Genomic DNA, 15,921 nt, shown 5'->3' with positions numbered 1-15,921 from the left:
TCAGGGCCTCAACGTGCCTGACGCACGTCGACCAGACCCCTGCGCCGGGCCAGCGCGACCAGCTCCACCTGGGAGTGGGCGTGGAACTTGGCCAGCAGCGACTTCAGGTGCGCGCGGCAGGTGTTCAGGGAGATCCCGAGCTGGTTGGCGATCGCGCGCGCGTCCAGCCCGATGAGCAGCATGTCGAGGACCTCCCGCTCCCGCTTCGTCAGGTGCGGCAGCCCCTCGGGCTCCGCGTGCTCGGAGCCGAGGAGCGAGCGCACCAGAGCGGGGTGCACGACGAGCCCGGCCTGCCGCGGGCCGCGCAGCACCGCCAGGAGATCGGCGAGGGCGCCGTCCTTGGGGAGCAGCGCGTGGACGCCGGCGTCCGCGGCGTGGCGCAGCATCCGGGCCTCGGGGTGGCCGGTGAGCAGCACCACCCGGGCGTCCGGGTCGGTGGCGAGGACCTGCCGGGTCGCGTCCAGGCCGTCCAGCTCCGAGTCCGGGAACCGGAAGTCGACCACGACGAGGTCGGGGCGCAGCGCCCGGAACTGACGGACGCCGTCCTCGACCGTGTGCGCGATCCCGACGCAGTGCAGGTCGGGCTCGGCACCGAGAGCGACCGCCATCAGGTCGGCGAACGTCCGGTGGTCGTCGATGACGAGCACGGACCTGACCACGTGCGGATCGCGCTGGCGCGCGACGAAGTGCTCAGCAGACCCGAGACTGTGCGAATTCAACTCGTCCACAGCCATTCCCCCATACAGCCGGCGCCGACCGCGCAGAAGTGGGTGCAACCGCGTGCCGGGCCTTGAGACCGAAGATTACAAGCCCTCGCGGCCGGCCGGGCGAAACGACTAGACCGTCACTTCGGCACGATCCCCGGTCTGGTCCTGCGCCCGGGCGCTTCTGTCCGTAGAGTCCACCCGTGACCCGGTCCCGTGCCCAGATCGCGCAGCGCCTGACCCGTGCGAGCGGCGCGCTCTCCAGCGCCGCGCTGAGCCGGATGGAGGACGACATGCCGTGGGTCACCCAGCTCCCCGCCGAGGACCGTTCCTTCATCGGCCTGATCGTGCAGGCGGGCATCAAGTCCTTCATCGACTGGTACCGCAACCCCGAGGGCGCCGCCGCGATCCGCGCCGAGGTGTTCGGGGTCGCGCCGCGCGAGATGGCCGGCGAGATCACCCTCGAGCAGACCGTCGCCATGGTCCGGCTCTCCATCATCGTCGTCGACGAGAACCTCGAGGACGCGCTCGGCGAGGATGCCGAGAGCGTCCGCGGTCCGCTCAACCGGTACGCCCGCGAGATCGCCTTCGCGACCGCCGAGGTCTACGCCCGGTACGCCGAGCAGCGCGGCGCCTGGGACGCCCGCCTGGAGGCCCTGGTGGTCGACTCGCTGCTGCGCGGCGAAGCGGAGGAGACCATCTCCTCCCGGGCCAGCGCGCTCGGCTGGGACGGGAGCGGGAAAGTGCTGGTGATGGCCGGCCGGCTCGGCGAGGGCGGGAACTCCGCCGGTTCCCTGGACGACGTCCGCCGGCTCGCCCGGGAGCATCGTCTGGACTGTCTCTGCGCGGTCCAGGGCGACCGGCTCGTGGTCGTGCTCGGCGGGGTGGACCGGCAGGGCCGCCCCGCGGCCAGCGTCGCGGCCGCGTTCGCGGACGGGCCGGTGGTGGTCGGCCCGGTGGTCGGGTCGCTCACCGACGCGCGAATCTCCGCGGACGCCGCCCAGTCCGGCCTGCGGGTCGCCGCCGGGTGGGCGGACGCGCCGCGCCCGGTGCACGCCGACGACCTGCTGCCCGAGCGGGCGCTGGCCGGTGACCGGAGCGCGCGGGCGACCCTGGTCGAGCAGGTGCACGACCCGCTGGCCGGTGCCGGCGGTTCGGTGCTGGAGACCGTGGACGCGTACCTGGCGCACGGTTCGTCGATCGAGGCGACCGCGCGGACGTTGTTCGTGCACGCCAACACGGTGCGGTACCGGCTGCGCCGGGCCGCGGAGCTCACCGGCCTTACTCCCAGCGATGCCCGGGACTCCTACACGCTGCGGATCGCGCTGACCCTCGGGCGCCTCGCTGGCGTCGAATTGTAGGAAACCTACAAAGTTCGTCCGGCGGATTTCGTCGGACACGGATCCGTGCAGCGGGGGCCGGGTCGGACACAGTTGTCGTGTGCTGATCATCGTCGCTCCCGGACAAGGAGCCCAGACCCCCGGATTCCTCAAGCCCTGGCTGGAGGATCCGCAGTTCGCCGAGCGGCTGCACTGGCTCTCGACGGTCTCCGGCATCGACCTGGCCCACTACGGGACCGAGGCCGACGCCGAGGCGATCCGGGACACCGCGATCGCACAGCCGCTCCTGGTCGCGACCGGCGGCGTCGCGGCGCTCGCGCTGTTCCCGCACCCGGCGGACGCGTTCGGCAAGATAGGTGCGGTCGCCGGCCACAGCGTCGGCGAGCTGACGGCCGCGGTCGGCGCCCGGGTCATCACCGGCGAGCAGGCGATGGTGCTGGTCCGCGAGCGGGGACGGGCGATGGCTCACGCGGCCGCGGCCACCCCGACCGGGATGACCGCCGTTCTCGGCGGGGACCCGGAGGAGGTGCAGGCCGCTCTCACGCAGCACGGCCTCACCGCCGCCAACGTGAACGCCGCCGGACAGGTCGTGGCGGCCGGCACCCTCGAGCAGCTGGCGGCGTTCGCGGCGGCACCGCCGGCCAAGGCGCGGCTGATGCCGCTCCAGGTCGCCGGCGCGTTCCACACCGACCACATGGAGCCCGCTGTCGGAGTCCTCGGCCGGCTCGCCCAGTCCGTCTCGACCCACGATCCCCGTACGCCGGTGATCTCGAACCGCGACGGCCGGGTGCTCCACGACGGGCGCGAGGTGCTGCGCCGCATCGTCACGCAGGTCTCCACCCCGGTCCGCTGGGACCTGTGCATGGAGACCATGCGCGACCTCGGCGTCACCGGCATCCTCGAGATGCCCCCCGCGGGCACGCTCACGGGCATCGCGAAGCGCGCGCTGCCCGGGGTCGAGACGTTCGCGCTGAAGACCCCCGACCAGCTCGACGAGGCCCGCGCCTTCGTCGAGCGGCACGGCACGCAGTCCTCCATCGACACGCACCCCACCTGGCGGCTGCTCGTCTCTCCGACCAAGGGCACGTTCGTCCGGCAGGCCGGGGGCGAGGGCGAGGAGCTGGAGCCGACCAGCACCATCGGCGTGGTCCGGTCCACCCGCGACGAGACCGCGGTGGTCGCCCCGCACGGCGGCACCATCGTGGAGTGGCTCGTCGAGGACGGTGACCTCGTTTCCCCCGGGCAGCCGCTGGTCCGCCTGCACCCCTCGGCGGTGACGGTGTGAGCCCGGAGACCGGTCACGGCGCCACCTGGACGATGCCGGCCACCGTGCCGCACGCCGCGCTCCTCGGACTCGGCGTCGACCGCGGCAAGCGGGTCGTGCCGAACTCCGAGGTGATCGAGGCGATCGACTCCAGCGACGAGTGGATCCAGCAGCGTTCCGGGATCAAGGAGCGGCGCTGGGTCGGCCCCGGCCAGACCCTGGAGACGATGGCCCTGGCCGCGTCGCAGCGGGCACTGGAGTCGGCCGACATCGCCGCCCAGCAGCTCGACGCCGTCCTGGTCGCGACCTGTACCCACACCATGCAGACGCCCGCGCTGGCGGCGAAGCTCGCCCACCAGCTCGGCACCGAGGGCCCGGTGGCCTTCGACATCTCGGCGGCCTGCGCCGGCTTCAGCCACGCCCTCGGCCTGGCCACCGACATGATCCGCGGCGGCACCGCCCGGCACGTCCTGGTGGTCGGCGCCGAGCTGCTCTCGGCGATGACCAGCCGGACCGACCGCGGCACCGCGTTCATCTTCGGCGACGGCGCCGGCGCCGTGGTCGTCGGCCCCTCCGAGGTCCCCGGGATCGGCCCGGTCGTCTGGGGCTCGGACGGCGAGCAGTACGACGCCATCCGGCAGAGCACCGACTGGCGCGACGTCCTCGCCAGCGAGTCCCCGGTGATGCCGTACATCCAGATGGACGGGTCGACCGTCTTCCGCTGGGCGTCGTTCGAGATGGCCAAGGTGGCCCAGCAGACGCTCGACCGCAGCGGCCTCACCGTCGACGACCTCGACCTGTTCATCCCGCACCAGGCGAACATGCGGATCATCGACGCGATGGCCCGCGCGATCAAGCTGCCCGACCACGTCCGGATCGCCCGCGACATCGCCGAGCAGGGCAACACCTCGGCGGCGTCCGTCCCGCTCGCGCTCGCCCGGATGTACGAGGAGGGCACCGCCCGCAGCGGCGACCTCGCCCTGATGATCGCCTTCGGCGCCGGGCTCTCCTACGCAGCCCAGGTCGTCCGCGTCCCCTGACGGCCCCGGCGGCAACGACGCCGCTCCCCCGACAGCACCACCTGCAGCACCCCCACACCCAGCAGCACCACCAGAGAGGAACCACAGCATGGCCACCACCGAAGAGATCCGTTCCGACCTCGCCGAGATCGTCAACGAGGTCACCGGAATCCCCGCCGACGACGTCCAGCTCGAGAAGTCGTTCACCGACGACCTCGACGTGGACTCGCTCTCGATGGTCGAGGTCGTCGTGGCCGCGGAGGAGAAGTTCGACGTGCGGATCCCCGACGACCAGGTCAAGAACCTCAAGACCGTCGGTGACGCCGTGTCCTACATCGAGAAGGCCCAGGCGGCCTGAGTCCGTTCACCCTTCCACCGCAGCGCGCGAGGAGCACAGAGATGAGTCGCAGGAGAGTCGTCGTCACGGGACTGGGCACCACCAGCCCGGTCGGAGGAGACGTCACGAAGACCTGGGAAGCCCTGGTCGCCGGCACGTCCGGCGTACGACGGCTCCCTGACGACTTCGCCGAGGACCTGCCGGTCATGATCGCCGCCACCGCGGCGGTCGATCCCGCGGACGTCCTCGACCGGGTCAAGGCCCGGCGGCTCGACCGCTCCGCGCAGCTCGCGATGGTCGCGGGCATGGAGGCCTGGGCCGATTCCGGACTGGCCGACGGCGGTGCCGAGCCCGAGCGGCTCGGCGTCGCCGTCGCGTCCGGGATCGGCGGCGTGACCACGCTGCTCAGCAACTACGACGCGCTCAAGGAGCGCGGCCCGCGGCGGGTCTCCCCGCTGGCGGTCCCGATGCTGATGCCGAACGCGCCGGCCGCGAACATCGGCCTGTACGTCGGCGCCAAGGCGGGCGTGCACACCCCGGTGTCCGCGTGCGCCTCCGGCAACGAGGGCGTCGCCTGGGCCCTGGACCAGATCCGGCTCGGCCGCGCCGACGTCATGGTCGCCGGGGGCACCGAGGCGGCGATCCACCCGCTGCCGATGGCCGCGTTCGCGAACATGATGGCGCTGTCCAAGACGGCCAGCGGCCCCGAGGGCGGCGACCCGACGACAGTCTCGCGCCCCTGGGACACCGGCCGGGACGGCTTCGTGCTCGGCGAGGGCGCCGGCGTGCTGGTGCTCGAGGAGCTCGAGCACGCCCGTGCCCGCGGTGCCCGGATCTACGCCGAGGTGCTCGGGGCGGGCATCACCAACGACGGCCACGACATCGCCCAGCCCGACCCCGAGGGCCGCGGCGGCACCCGGGCGATCCTGCGGGCCCTGGAGGAGGCGGAGATCTCGCCGGCCGACATCGTGCACGTCAACGCGCACGCCACCTCGACCCCGCAGGGCGACGTCGCCGAGGGCCTGATGATCCACGCCACGCTCGGCAAGCACGCCGACGAGGTCGTCGTCACCAGCACCAAGTCGATGACCGGGCACCTGCTCGGCGGCGCCGGAGCGCTGGAGTCGATCGCGACGGTCCTGGCGATCCACCACCGGGTGTCCCCGCCGACGATCAACCTGGACAACCTCGACCCGAAGGTCGAGCTCGACATCCCGACGACGGCGCGGGCGCTGCCGGCCGGCGACATCGCCGCGCTCAACAACTCCTTCGGTTTCGGCGGCGCCAACGTCGCCGTCGCGTTCGGGAGCATCTGATGACCCAGGCACCCGCGAAGGCGGCGGCGAAGCCGCCGCGCGAGGAGGACCCGCGGCACCCGCTGCAGCGGCTGGCCGCGTTCTTCGACGACGGCATCTTCTCGCCGCTCTCGCCGGTCGACGACTCCGGCATGCTCGCCGCGGTCGGCCGGGTCAACGGCAAGACCTGCGTCGCGTTCTGCTCCGACCCGACCGTGATGGGCGGGGCGATGGGCGCCGACGGCTGCAAGGTCGTCGTCGCGGCCTACCAGCGGGCGCTCACCGACCGGGTCCCGATCATCGGCCTGTGGCACTCCGGCGGCGCCCGGCTCGCCGAGGGCGTGCTCTCGCTGCACGCGGTCGGCGAGATCTTCCACGCGATGACCCGCGCCTCGGGCCTGATCCCGCAGATCTCCGTCGTGCTCGGCCCCGCGGCCGGCGGTGCGGCGTACGGGCCGGCGCTGACCGACGTGGTCATCCTCGGCCCCGAGGGCCGCATCTTCGTCACCGGTCCGGACGTCGTCCGCTCGGTCACCGGCGAGGACGTGGACATGCTGCGCCTGGGCGGCCCGGAGCCGCACGGCCGCCGGTCGGGCGTGGTGCACGTGCTCACCGACACCGAGCGCGAGGCGCTCGACCGCGCCCGCGACCTGGCGTTCCTGCTGGGCGCCCAGGGCATGCTCGACGTGGCCGCCGTCGAGGACGTCGACCTCGCCGACCTGCTGCCGGAGTCCAACAAGCGCGCGTACGACGTGCACCCGCTGGTCGAGCACGTGCTCGACGAGGGCACCGCCGTGGAGCTGCACGCGAAGTGGGCCCCGAACATCGTCACCACGCTCGGACGGCTCGGTGGCCGCACCACCGGCGTGATCGCGAACAACCCGCTGCGTCTCGGCGGCTGCCTGGACTCCGCCTCGGCGGAGAAGGCCTCCCGGTTCGTCAGGATGTGCGACGCGTTCGGGATCCCGCTGGTCGTCCTCGTCGACGTCCCCGGCTACCTGCCCGGGGTCGGCCAGGAGTGGGACGGCGTGGTCCGCCGCGGCGCCAAGCTCCTGCACGCCTTCGCGGAGGCGGTCGTCCCGCGGGTCACCGTGGTGACCCGGAAGACGTACGGCGGCGCCTACATCGCGATGAACTCGCGCTCGCTCGGCGCCACCAAGGTGTTCGCCTGGCCGGGTGCCGAGGTCGCCGTGATGGGCGCGGTCGCCGCCGTCCGGATCCTGCACCGCCGCAAGCTCGCCGACGTCGCCCCGGAGATCCGCCCGGTGATCGAGGCCGAGCTGGCCGAGGAGCACGCCCGGATCGCCGGCGGGATCGACAAGGCCATCGAGATCGGCGTCGTCGACGAGGTCGTCGAGCCCGGGGTCACCCGGAGCGCGGTCGCGGCCGCGATCGCGGGTGCCGGGCTGGTCGTCCGGGGCGCGCACACGAACATTCCACTCTGAAACACAGCCGAGCGAAGTGCCCGCTCGGCGCTACGACGAAGGCCTGGCGGAGGGTGTCCGCCAGGCCTTCGTCGTTGTCTCGTGGGGTGGGGGTGGGGTGTGCGGGCACGTGTGTGGGCACCTCACCGGGTCTGAGTCGCGCCGCCGCTCGGTCCTCGCGGCGTCGCGTCAGACGACCTGGTGCAGCCAGCGGACGGGGACGCCGTCGCCGGCGTGCCGGAAGGTCTCCAGCTCGTCGTCCCAGGGCTTCCCGAGCAGTTTGTCGACCTCGAGCTCGAGGGTCGTGTCGCCGAGGGCGGCCTTGACCACGGCTGCTTTGAGCCGGTCCTCGGGGATCATCAGGTCGCCGTGCAGGCCGGTGACGGCGTGGAAGACGCCGAGGTCCGGGGTGTAGGAGTAGCGCGCACCCTCGGTACCGGCGGTGGGTTCCTCGGTGATCTCGAAGCGGAGGTGGTTCCAGCCGCGCAGGGCCGAGGCGACGGCGGCTGCCGTGCCGGTCTCGCCGACCCAGGACAGCTCGGCGCGGTAGGCACCGGCCTGGGCGGCCTGGGGGGTCCACTCGAGGTTCACGGCAACGCCGAGTACGCCGCCCACGGCCCACTCGATGTGCGGGCACAGCGCAGACGGCGCCGAGTGGATGTACAGGACTCCACGGGTCGCATTGCGTGTCACTTCAACCTCCTCTGACTCGGCGTCGAGCAACGCCTTCCCCAGCGGTCTCGTGCGCGTCAGAGGTTGTGTCTGTGACGGATGTGCACTTGTGGTCCCATTGTGACGCAAGAATCGAGCGCGCGCCAGCGTCACACGGGGTGGCGGCTCACTCCTTGGGGACCGCCCGGACGGTCGCGGTGCGGCCCGATCCGGCCGATTTCGCCGCCGACCGGCGCGGGCGCGGCTTCACCGGGCGCGGGCCCAGCTCCATGAGCGTCCCGAGCACCTCCGACGCGGCCCCGAGCCCACCCAGGTGCGACTCGCCGTCGATCGTCGCGAAGACCGCGTCGGGCAGCCGCGCGGCCATGTGCACGCCGTGGGCGTGCGGGATGATGTGGTCGGCGTCGCCGTGCCACCAGCGCACCGGTACCCGGACGTCGGCGGCCTCGAAGCCCCAGTGCCGGGTGAACAGGACGACGTCGGCCAGCGGCGCCCCGACCTGGAAACGGGCGCCGTGCAGCAGGTCGTCGAGGAACATCGCCTTGAACTCGGGCCGCGCCAGGAGCTCCTTGTCGCCGCGCGGCTGCACCGCCGCGTAGGCGTCCAGGCCGAGGCCGGCGAACGGCTTGACGAGCCGCACGGCGGCGGCGAGGCCGTAGCTGAGCGGGACCCGGACCGCCGAGACGACCGGGGCGACGTACGGGGCGAGCTCGACGAGGCCGCCGCGGATGGCGTCCGGGCCCTGCGTCGGCGCGACACCGCCGAGGACACCCACGCCGTGCACCCGGTCCGGCAGCGCGGCGCCGGCGGCGAGGGCGTACGGGCCGCCCCCGGACAGCCCGATCACCCGCATCGTGTCGATGCCCAGGTTGTCCGCGAGGGCCTCGAGGTCACCGGTCCAGTCGAGGACGTTCTCGTACAGGTGCGGCGTGGAGGTGCCGATCCCCGGCCGGTCGACGCCGATCAGGCGCAGGTCGTGCTGCTCGGCGTACAGCCGTGCCTCGACCGGGATCTGGCGGCGACCGCCGGGGGTGCCGTGCATCCACACGATCGCCGCGCCGCGCGGGGTCCCGAACTCGGCGAAGGAGAGCCGGCGCCCGCCGCGGACCGCCACGGAACCTTCGAGTCGAGGACGTTCCAGATCAGCCATGCCGCCCATTCTCCCCTGCGCGGGCGTCAGGTGGAACACGTTCCAGTGTGCGTCGTGCCACTGCGGGACTCCCCCGCTCAGGCCGTGTCGGCGGACGCCGCCCGCACCGCGGCCAGGTCCACCACGTTGGCCGGGTCGCGGACCGCTCCGAGGAGCTGCCCGTCCGCGCTCACCGGCGGCCCGTCGACGATCGTCGCCAGCACGCAGGTGATGTTGTCCTTGCCGCCCCGCGCCAGCGCGGCGGAGATCAGCGCGTCGACCGCGGCGTCGTCGCCGTTGCGGTCCAGGTAGGTCTGGATCTGCGCCTCGCCGACCAGGTCGGTGACCCCGTCGCTGACCAGCAGTACCCGGTCGCCGGCCTCGAGGTGCAGCGCGACCAGGTCCGCCTCCGCGGACACCGTGCCGTTCACCGTGCGCAGCACCACGTTGCGCCACGGGTGCTCCGTGACCGCCGTCTCGCTGAGCCTGCCCTCGTCGACGAGGTCCTGGACGTAGGTGTGGTCGCGGGTCACCCGGGTCAGCAGGTGGTCGCGGAACACGTAGCCGCGCGAGTCGCCGAGGTGGGCCAGCGCGAACCGGGTGCCGTCGGTGGCCAGCGCGGTCAAGGTGGTGGCCATGCCGCCGCGGCTCGGGTCCGCGTCGACCCCGGCGGCGATCTGCTCCTGGGCGATCCGGATGCCGCGGGACAGCACCCGCACCGGGTCGTCACCGTCACCGGCCATCGCGGTCGCCGCGACCGCGTACGCCGCCGTGGCCGACGCGACCTCTCCGGCCGCTCCGCCGCCGACCCCGTCGGCGACGAGCATGCAGCCCGGGCCGACGAACGCGGAGTCCTCGTTGCTGGCACGGATCAGGCCGACGTGGGTACGACCGGTCCCTGAGATCCGCAGCATCGGCCCCGCTCCTTCCACCGGCCCCACACCGGGCACCACACGCTCCGACCTTCTCATGCTTCCCCGACGAGCGCATTTGGACACGACCCGCAAGAATGTCGGCATGGAGTGGCTCCTGCTGGCCGTGTCGCTGGCGCTGATGGCCGCCTGCGGCCTCTTCGTCGCAGCGGAGTTCGCGCTCGTGACCGTCGACCGCACCGACGTGGAGCGGGCGGTGAAGGAGGGCGACCGCAAGGCCGCCGGCGTGCAGTCGGCGCTCCGGTCGCTGTCGACCCAGCTCTCCGGTGCCCAGGTCGGCATCACCCTGACCAACCTGGCGATCGGCTTCCTCGCCGAGCCCGCCATCGCCTCGCTCGTCGAGCCGCTGCTCGCCGACCTCGGTCTTCCCGAAGGGGCAGTGACCCCGACCGCGCTGACGCTCGGCCTGCTGGTGGCCACGTTCCTGACCATGATCTTCGGCGAGCTCGTCCCCAAGAACGTCGCCATCGCGCTCCCGCTGGCGACCGCGAAGGCGACCCAGCGGGCGCAGCGGACCTTCACCTCCGTGATGGCGATCCCGATCCGGCTGCTCAACGGCTCGGCGAACGCGATCGTGCGCTCGCTCGGCGTCGAGCCGCAGGAGGAGCTCCGCTCCGCGCGCTCGGTCGAGGAGCTCTCCTCGCTGGCCGGGCGCTCCGCCTCCGAGGGCACCCTCGACACGGACACGGCCGCGCTGGTGCAGCGCTCGATCGCGTTCGGGCCCCGGACCGCCGGTGAGATCATGACCCCGCGGATGCGGATGGCCACCGTCGACGCCAACGACGCGGTCGCGAGGATCATCGAGCTGTCCGCCGCGACCGGGTTCTCGAAGTTCCCGGTCACCAAGGGCAGCAGCGACAACATCGTCGGCTCGGTGCACGTGAAGCAGGCCGTGGCCGTCCCCCGCGGTGACCGCGGCTCCACCCACGTCCGCGAGGTGATGGTGCCGGCCACCGTCGTACCCGAGTCGCTGCGCCTCGACCCGCTGCTCGCGCTGCTCCGCGGCGAGGGCTTCCAGATGGCGATCGTCTCCGACGAGTACGGCGGCACCGCCGGCGTGGTCACCCTGGAGGACGTGGTCGAGGAGATCGTCGGCGACATCGCCGACGAGCACGACCGGATCGGCGCCCGGCTGCGCCGCCGCCCGGACGGCTCCTGGATCGTCTCCGGCCTGCTCCGGCCCGACGAGGTGTTCGACGCGACCGGCGTCGCGCTGCCCGAGCACGAGGACTACGACACCGTCGCCGGCCTGCTGGTGCAGTCGCTGGGCAGGATCCCGCAGCGCGGCGACGTCGCCCTGGTCCCGCTGCCGGTGCCGGTGCCGGAGGACGACGACGAGGAGCCGGTCGAGGAGCTCGCCCAGCTCCGCGTCGAGCTCATGGACGGCCTCCGCGTCGACCGGATCTCGATCCGGGTCGTCCAGCGCAGCGACGCCGAGGCCGGTGAGCCCCGATGAGCACCGAAGCCGCCCTCCTGCTCGGTGTCGTGCTGCTGCTCGGCAACGCCTTCTTCGTCGGCGCCGAGTTCGCCCTCGTCTCAGCGCGGCGCACCCAGATCGAGCCGCGCGCCCAGCAGGGCTCGACATTGGCCCGCCAGGCGCTCAAGGCGATGGAGCAGGTCTCGCTGGTCATGGCCGGCGCCCAGTTCGGCATCACGGTCTGCTCGCTCGGCCTCGGCGCCGTCGCCGAGCCTGCACTCGCGCACCTGATCGAGCCGATCGCCGAGCAGGTCGGCCTGCCGCACGGCGCGGTGCACCCGGTCGCCTTCACCCTCGCGCTCGCCTTCGTGGTCTACCTGCACGTCGTGCTCGGCGAGATGGTGCCGAAGAACCTGGCGCTCGCCGGCCCGGAGAAGGCAGCGCTCGTCTTCGGCGCGCCGATGATCATGATCGTGACCGCGCTGCGGCCCGTCGTACGGCTGCTCAACGCGACCGCCAACGGGGTGCTGCGGCTGCTTCGCATCGAGCCGCAGCAGGAGGTCGCGTCCTCCTTCACCCGCGAGCAGGTCGAGGCGCTGGTCGACGAGTCCCGCGCCGAGGGCCTGCTCGGGGAGGGCGAGTACGAGCGTCTCTCCGGCGCGCTCGGCTTCACCGCACGCGCGGTCACCGAGGTGATGCTGCCGATCGAGTCCGTCCAGACGGTCCACCGCGGCGCCCGGGCCACCGAGGTCGAGGCGGTCTGCGCGGAGACCGGCTTCTCGCGCTTCCCCGTGGTCGGCGACGACGGCGACCTCGTCGGCTACCTGCACATCAAGGACGTGCTCGGCAACGAGGCGCAGGGGCGGGCGCAGGTGGTCGAGGACCGTTGGATCCGGTCGTTCGCGAACGTGAGCGACACCGACACCCTGGTCCGGTCGCTCCAGGTGCTCCAGTCACAGGGGGCGCACATGGCCCGCGTGGTCAACGAGGCCGGTGAGGTGCTGGGCATCGCGACGCTGGAGGACGTCATCGAGGAGCTGGTAGGCGAGATCCGCGACGCCGCCCATCATTGACCTGATCCGCGGCTCCTCGCCGCGTCTCGCGCCAGTGGACGCGAGACGGAGGGCGGGTCAGGCCGAGAGCGGGACGGGCTCGTAGTGACCGTCCGGGGCCAGGTACAGCCCGTCATCGAAGAGAATGACGCCGTTGCACAGCTGGCACCAGCCCTGCTCCGAGTGGTCGGCGACCATGTGAGCGCGGCAGCAGTCGGTGGCGCTCGAGTCCGGGCAAGCCGGCGAGTGGGTGCACATCATTGTGTCCCTCCCTGTTCCTTAACGTCTGGATGCTCTATCCATGGAACACCCTGATCGGCCGGCAATCACGTGATTTGCGCAAAACGGACGAAAAAGTCACGAAAAAGAGATCCGGAAACGGATTCGGCGGAGCCGTACCGCTGGTCTCCCGCAAGCCAGAAGGGCCTCGCTGCCCCTCCTGTCCAGACCACCTCGTGAACTCCGGATTATCAGGCCTCCCGGAACGGCCGGGTCTCGCTACCTTTCGGGACGAAGTGCCACCGGACCCGACGACTCCACCCTCCCTTCTCATGTCGGGCCGGATCCTCTGGGGGTAACCACGTCCTTGACCCGGACCCGGTGGCGCTTCTACCAGCGGCTCACTGAAGGCCGCCGGTGGAGCTGCCCGGGACGACGGTGACGGTGTTCCCGCTGATGGTGACCTTCACCGAGGTGGTGTTGTTGCTCTCGTCCGACTCGAGGACTGCGCCCACTGCGTCGGCGTGCACCTGAACCGTGTAGGTGCCGTTCGGGACACCGGTGATGTCGATCGCCTGGTCGGGCAGCGAGGACGGGTAGGTGTCGCCCCAGCCGCGGCTCAGCCCGTGGATGATCATCAGCGCGTTCGGCAGGCCCTTGCCGCACGACTTGGACTCCATGTACACGGGGTTGGGCGGGACGCCTACGGCGCTCGGCATCCCCTGGTACGTGGTGTTGTCCTGCATGCAGTAGCCGTGCTTCTCGGCTCGCGCCACCATCGTCCCGTCGGAGGACAGCAGCTCGTAGTCGTCGAAGTCGCGGACGTGCCAGTGGTTGTGGCCGTCACCGGCGAAGTAGAACTGCACGCCCTGGTCGACGAGCGATCCCACGGGGTTTCGGCTGCTGTCGTAGAGCGTCTGGAACGCCTGCCACTCGGTGGCGTTGGCGCCACTCCTGTCGGCGACGATCTCCGCCGGCCCGGCTCCGACGTTCAAGGTGATCACGCCGAACTTCAGCAGCTTCTTGCCCTCAAGCTGCGGGAAGTCCGGGTTGAAAGGGGCGGCCGGGTCGATCTTGAAGCAGGTGTTGTTGGTCGCCTGCATGTCGCCGATGCCGCACTTGGTGAGGTCCTTCATCCGGATGTCCGGCAGGAGGGCGTTCGCGGGTACGTGCGAGACGACCTTGACGCAGTCCGCCGCTCCGGCCGCTCGCTCGCTCGCCGAACCCGGCACAGTCACCCAGCCCGTCGGCGCCTGCACCCACTTCTTGGCCGAGGTGCTCCAGGTCCAGTTGATCGTCCGCGTCTCCTGGTGGACGGCGACCGTGAGCTGCGGGCAGTCCGGCTTCTCGACCGTACGCAGCTCGGTCGACGACGCGGGCGGCGGGCACAGCGACGGGCTCGGGGCGCTGGCGCAGGTCGGCGCCGCTTGGACCGGCAGCGCGATCATCCGCACGGTCATGACGTTGGAGATCCTCAGCCGCTTGCCGCCGCTGTACAGGACGGTCCGGAACTTCACCCAACCGGGCGTCGCCCAGGTCTGGGCGGGGAAGGTGTACCGCCCGTTCCGCACGTACCGGGTCGCACGCGTCACCCAGCGCGGCTCCTTCGGGGTGGAGCGCTGCAGCACGAGTCGATGCTTCCGGGCGGACGCTCCGCCGGTGTAGCCCCGGACCGGGATCGGCGTGCTCACGTAGCGATCTCCCACCGCGTAGAGCGAGGCACGGATCTTGACCTTGGCCTTGACCAGGACCACGGACCGGTCCTCGCTCGGGCGTGTGCGGAGGGCCTGCCCTGACGGTTCGGTGCCGTGGAACGCGAGCACGAGCGGCAGGGCGAACGCGCAGGCGATGACGGCGCGGATCAACGCGCCGCGCGGTTTCGAGCTGAGCACGGGAGCCCCCTCCTGCCTCGGTTCAATCCAGCAGAACCAGGATTCATCCGCCCGGCGCAGGGGGCATCCCGCAGGAGGTTGAGCCGGGTACGCCGTTTTGGGGCACTGCCGACGGCGGACGCCGCGGATGTGGGGTCGTCCGTCTGAAGTACTTCGGTTGAGGGGTGACAGATCTACTTCGGTTGATCCGTGACACTCGTTTGCACTCTAGGACGTCGCTGGGGCGCCTGGGATCGCTTGACCCTCACCTCCCCAGGGTTGGTTCGCTTCTCGGTGCGCAGCAGCGTGTCGCCGTCGTAGAACTGCATGACGTCCTCGGTGACCCAGACATCGACCGGTGCTCCGGCGGCCGCGACACCGAGGCAGACCTGCTGCCAGTTCACGCAGACCACCCCGACCGCGCTGGCCCGCCGGGTCACCCAGATCCCGTCGGCCCTGTCCTCCTCGGGCCGTGCTGAGGGACGCGGGCTGCGCAACGTGCTCACCGAAGCCGGCTCCTCGCGCAGGAACCGCTGTGCCGGAGTGGCCATGTTCAGCGCCTGGTGCGGCCGGTTGGTGTTGTACTCGGCGACCCACACGTCGAGCTCGGCCTGAGCCGCAGCAAGGGTCTCGAAGACCCGGTCGGTGCGGAACTCGGTGCGGATCGCCCGGTGGAACCGTTCGATCTTCCCCGTCGTGGTCGGGCTCCGGGGCTGGGTGGTCAGGTGCCCGATCCCGTTCTCCCGGCAGATCCGGTCGAAGAGCACCTCGACCGGCGGTCGGTTGAACCGGCCGGTGAAGACCTTCCCGTTGTCGGTCAGGATCTGCTCGGGAACACCCCAGGTCCGCAACGCCTTCGCGAGCCCCTCGCAGACCCGCTGGGAGGACTCCCGGACCATCAGGTGGGCGCTGATGCAGAACCGGGAGTGGTCATCGACCCCGGTCAGCGCCTTGGCCCTGGTGCCGTCGGCCAGGAGAAACCCGCCGACGGTGTCCATCTGCCACAACTCCATCGGCGCCCCGCGCTCCCAGCGTTTCCACTTCCGGTCCCGGCGCCGTCGACCGCTCGGGTCGATCAGGTTCAGCCGCACCAATGCCCGGTAGGCCGCCGACTCCGAGACCTCAAGCCCCGCCTTGGCCAGCTCGAAGCTCAACCGCCGCGGACCCCAGGACGGATGGGTGTGCCGCATCCGCGCGATCGCGACCTCGACATCAGAACCCATCTGGTGCGGACACGACCGCGGCC

15 protein-coding genes are annotated in these 15,921 nt (G+C 71.8%); 8 read left to right on the top strand and 7 right to left on the bottom strand.

Annotated elements, in window-relative coordinates:
• Positions 1–8: 8 nt before the first annotated feature.
• Positions 9–734, bottom strand: a complete 726-nt coding sequence (locus AB4Y76_RS19530; RefSeq protein ID WP_441928357.1) for a response regulator — start codon at positions 732–734, stop codon at positions 9–11.
• Between the two features lie 173 nt (positions 735–907).
• Between AB4Y76_RS19530 and AB4Y76_RS19525 the strand changes: the two genes are divergently transcribed.
• From AB4Y76_RS19525 to AB4Y76_RS19500, 6 genes are all read left to right on the top strand, one after another.
• Entirely contained in the window at positions 908–2,065 is a 1,158-nt protein-coding gene (locus AB4Y76_RS19525) for a PucR family transcriptional regulator (RefSeq protein WP_441928355.1), read from the top strand.
• A 79-nt stretch (positions 2,066–2,144) separates the two neighbouring features.
• Positions 2,145–3,329: an acyltransferase domain-containing protein gene (locus AB4Y76_RS19520; protein ID WP_441928353.1), complete on the top strand. Its 1,185-nt coding sequence runs from the start codon at positions 2,145–2,147 to the stop codon at positions 3,327–3,329.
• A gap of 32 nt (positions 3,330–3,361) precedes the next feature.
• On the top strand, positions 3,362–4,348 hold the full coding sequence (locus AB4Y76_RS19515) for a beta-ketoacyl-ACP synthase III (protein WP_441928387.1): 987 nt from the start codon (positions 3,362–3,364) through the stop codon (positions 4,346–4,348).
• Between the two features lie 88 nt (positions 4,349–4,436).
• Positions 4,437–4,685: an acyl carrier protein gene (locus AB4Y76_RS19510; protein ID WP_441928351.1), complete on the top strand. Its 249-nt coding sequence runs from the start codon at positions 4,437–4,439 to the stop codon at positions 4,683–4,685.
• Positions 4,686–4,726: 41 nt separating this feature from the next.
• Entirely contained in the window at positions 4,727–5,980 is a 1,254-nt protein-coding gene (locus tag AB4Y76_RS19505; protein ID WP_441928349.1) for a beta-ketoacyl-[acyl-carrier-protein] synthase family protein, read from the top strand.
• Positions 5,980–7,404, top strand: coding sequence for an acyl-CoA carboxylase subunit beta (locus AB4Y76_RS19500; RefSeq protein ID WP_441928348.1), 1,425 nt, complete (start codon positions 5,980–5,982; stop codon positions 7,402–7,404). The genes AB4Y76_RS19505 and AB4Y76_RS19500 overlap by 1 nt, the downstream gene beginning before the upstream one ends.
• 168 nt (positions 7,405–7,572) lie before the next feature.
• On the opposite strand, the gene AB4Y76_RS19495 is transcribed toward AB4Y76_RS19500, so the two are convergent.
• The 3 genes from AB4Y76_RS19495 to AB4Y76_RS19485 form a co-directional block, all read right to left on the bottom strand.
• Positions 7,573–8,076, bottom strand: a complete 504-nt coding sequence (locus AB4Y76_RS19495) for a DUF3145 domain-containing protein (RefSeq protein WP_441928346.1) — start codon at positions 8,074–8,076, stop codon at positions 7,573–7,575.
• A gap of 145 nt (positions 8,077–8,221) precedes the next feature.
• Positions 8,222–9,205, bottom strand: coding sequence for an alpha/beta fold hydrolase (locus tag AB4Y76_RS19490; protein WP_441928344.1), 984 nt, complete (start codon positions 9,203–9,205; stop codon positions 8,222–8,224).
• 77 nt (positions 9,206–9,282) lie between these two features.
• Positions 9,283–10,098, bottom strand: a complete 816-nt coding sequence (locus AB4Y76_RS19485; protein WP_441928342.1) for a PP2C family protein-serine/threonine phosphatase — start codon at positions 10,096–10,098, stop codon at positions 9,283–9,285.
• Between the two features lie 103 nt (positions 10,099–10,201).
• On the opposite strand from AB4Y76_RS19485, the gene AB4Y76_RS19480 reads away from it, so the two are divergent.
• On the top strand, positions 10,202–11,572 hold the full coding sequence (locus AB4Y76_RS19480; protein ID WP_441928340.1) for a hemolysin family protein: 1,371 nt from the start codon (positions 10,202–10,204) through the stop codon (positions 11,570–11,572).
• Complete coding sequence (locus AB4Y76_RS19475) at positions 11,569–12,606, top strand: hemolysin family protein (RefSeq protein ID WP_441928338.1); 1,038 nt, start codon at positions 11,569–11,571, stop codon at positions 12,604–12,606. The genes AB4Y76_RS19480 and AB4Y76_RS19475 overlap by 4 nt, the downstream gene beginning before the upstream one ends.
• A 57-nt stretch (positions 12,607–12,663) precedes the next feature.
• Here AB4Y76_RS19475 and AB4Y76_RS19470 read toward each other — a convergent pair whose 3' ends face one another.
• From AB4Y76_RS19470 to AB4Y76_RS19460, 3 genes are all read right to left on the bottom strand, one after another.
• Positions 12,664–12,846, bottom strand: coding sequence for a DUF5999 family protein (locus AB4Y76_RS19470; protein ID WP_441928336.1), 183 nt, complete (start codon positions 12,844–12,846; stop codon positions 12,664–12,666).
• 359 nt (positions 12,847–13,205) lie between these two features.
• A complete protein-coding gene (locus tag AB4Y76_RS19465; RefSeq protein ID WP_441928334.1) occupies positions 13,206–14,696 on the bottom strand; it encodes a lysyl oxidase family protein in 1,491 nt (496 codons plus the stop codon).
• A 173-nt stretch (positions 14,697–14,869) separates the two neighbouring features.
• On the bottom strand, positions 14,870–15,921 hold a 1,052-nt coding region (locus AB4Y76_RS19460; RefSeq protein ID WP_441928332.1), incomplete at its 5' end, for an IS481 family transposase.

It is taken from the genome of Marmoricola sp. RAF53, from assembly GCF_052114005.1.
Classification (GTDB): domain Bacteria; phylum Actinomycetota; class Actinomycetes; order Propionibacteriales; family Nocardioidaceae; genus Marmoricola.
This window is presented reverse-complemented; position numbering and strand designations above follow the sequence as displayed.

What these genes read in the sequence shown, in the direction of transcription:
- AB4Y76_RS19530 (WP_441928357.1), bottom strand. Translation starts at nt 734, where the DNA reads ATGGCTGTGGACGAGTTGAATTCGCACAGTCTCGGGTCTGCTGAGCAC.
- AB4Y76_RS19515 (WP_441928387.1), top strand. Translation starts at nt 3,362, where the DNA reads ATGCCGGCCACCGTGCCGCACGCCGCGCTCCTCGGACTCGGCGTCGAC.
- AB4Y76_RS19510 (WP_441928351.1), top strand. Translation starts at nt 4,437, where the DNA reads ATGGCCACCACCGAAGAGATCCGTTCCGACCTCGCCGAGATCGTCAAC.
- AB4Y76_RS19505 (WP_441928349.1), top strand. Translation starts at nt 4,727, where the DNA reads ATGAGTCGCAGGAGAGTCGTCGTCACGGGACTGGGCACCACCAGCCCG.
- AB4Y76_RS19500 (WP_441928348.1), top strand. Translation starts at nt 5,980, where the DNA reads ATGACCCAGGCACCCGCGAAGGCGGCGGCGAAGCCGCCGCGCGAGGAG.
- AB4Y76_RS19490 (WP_441928344.1), bottom strand. Translation starts at nt 9,205, where the DNA reads ATGGCTGATCTGGAACGTCCTCGACTCGAAGGTTCCGTGGCGGTCCGC.
- AB4Y76_RS19485 (WP_441928342.1), bottom strand. Translation starts at nt 10,098, where the DNA reads ATGCTGCGGATCTCAGGGACCGGTCGTACCCACGTCGGCCTGATCCGT.
- AB4Y76_RS19480 (WP_441928340.1), top strand. Translation starts at nt 10,202, where the DNA reads ATGGAGTGGCTCCTGCTGGCCGTGTCGCTGGCGCTGATGGCCGCCTGC.
- AB4Y76_RS19475 (WP_441928338.1), top strand. Translation starts at nt 11,569, where the DNA reads ATGAGCACCGAAGCCGCCCTCCTGCTCGGTGTCGTGCTGCTGCTCGGC.
- AB4Y76_RS19470 (WP_441928336.1), bottom strand. Translation starts at nt 12,846, where the DNA reads ATGATGTGCACCCACTCGCCGGCTTGCCCGGACTCGAGCGCCACCGAC.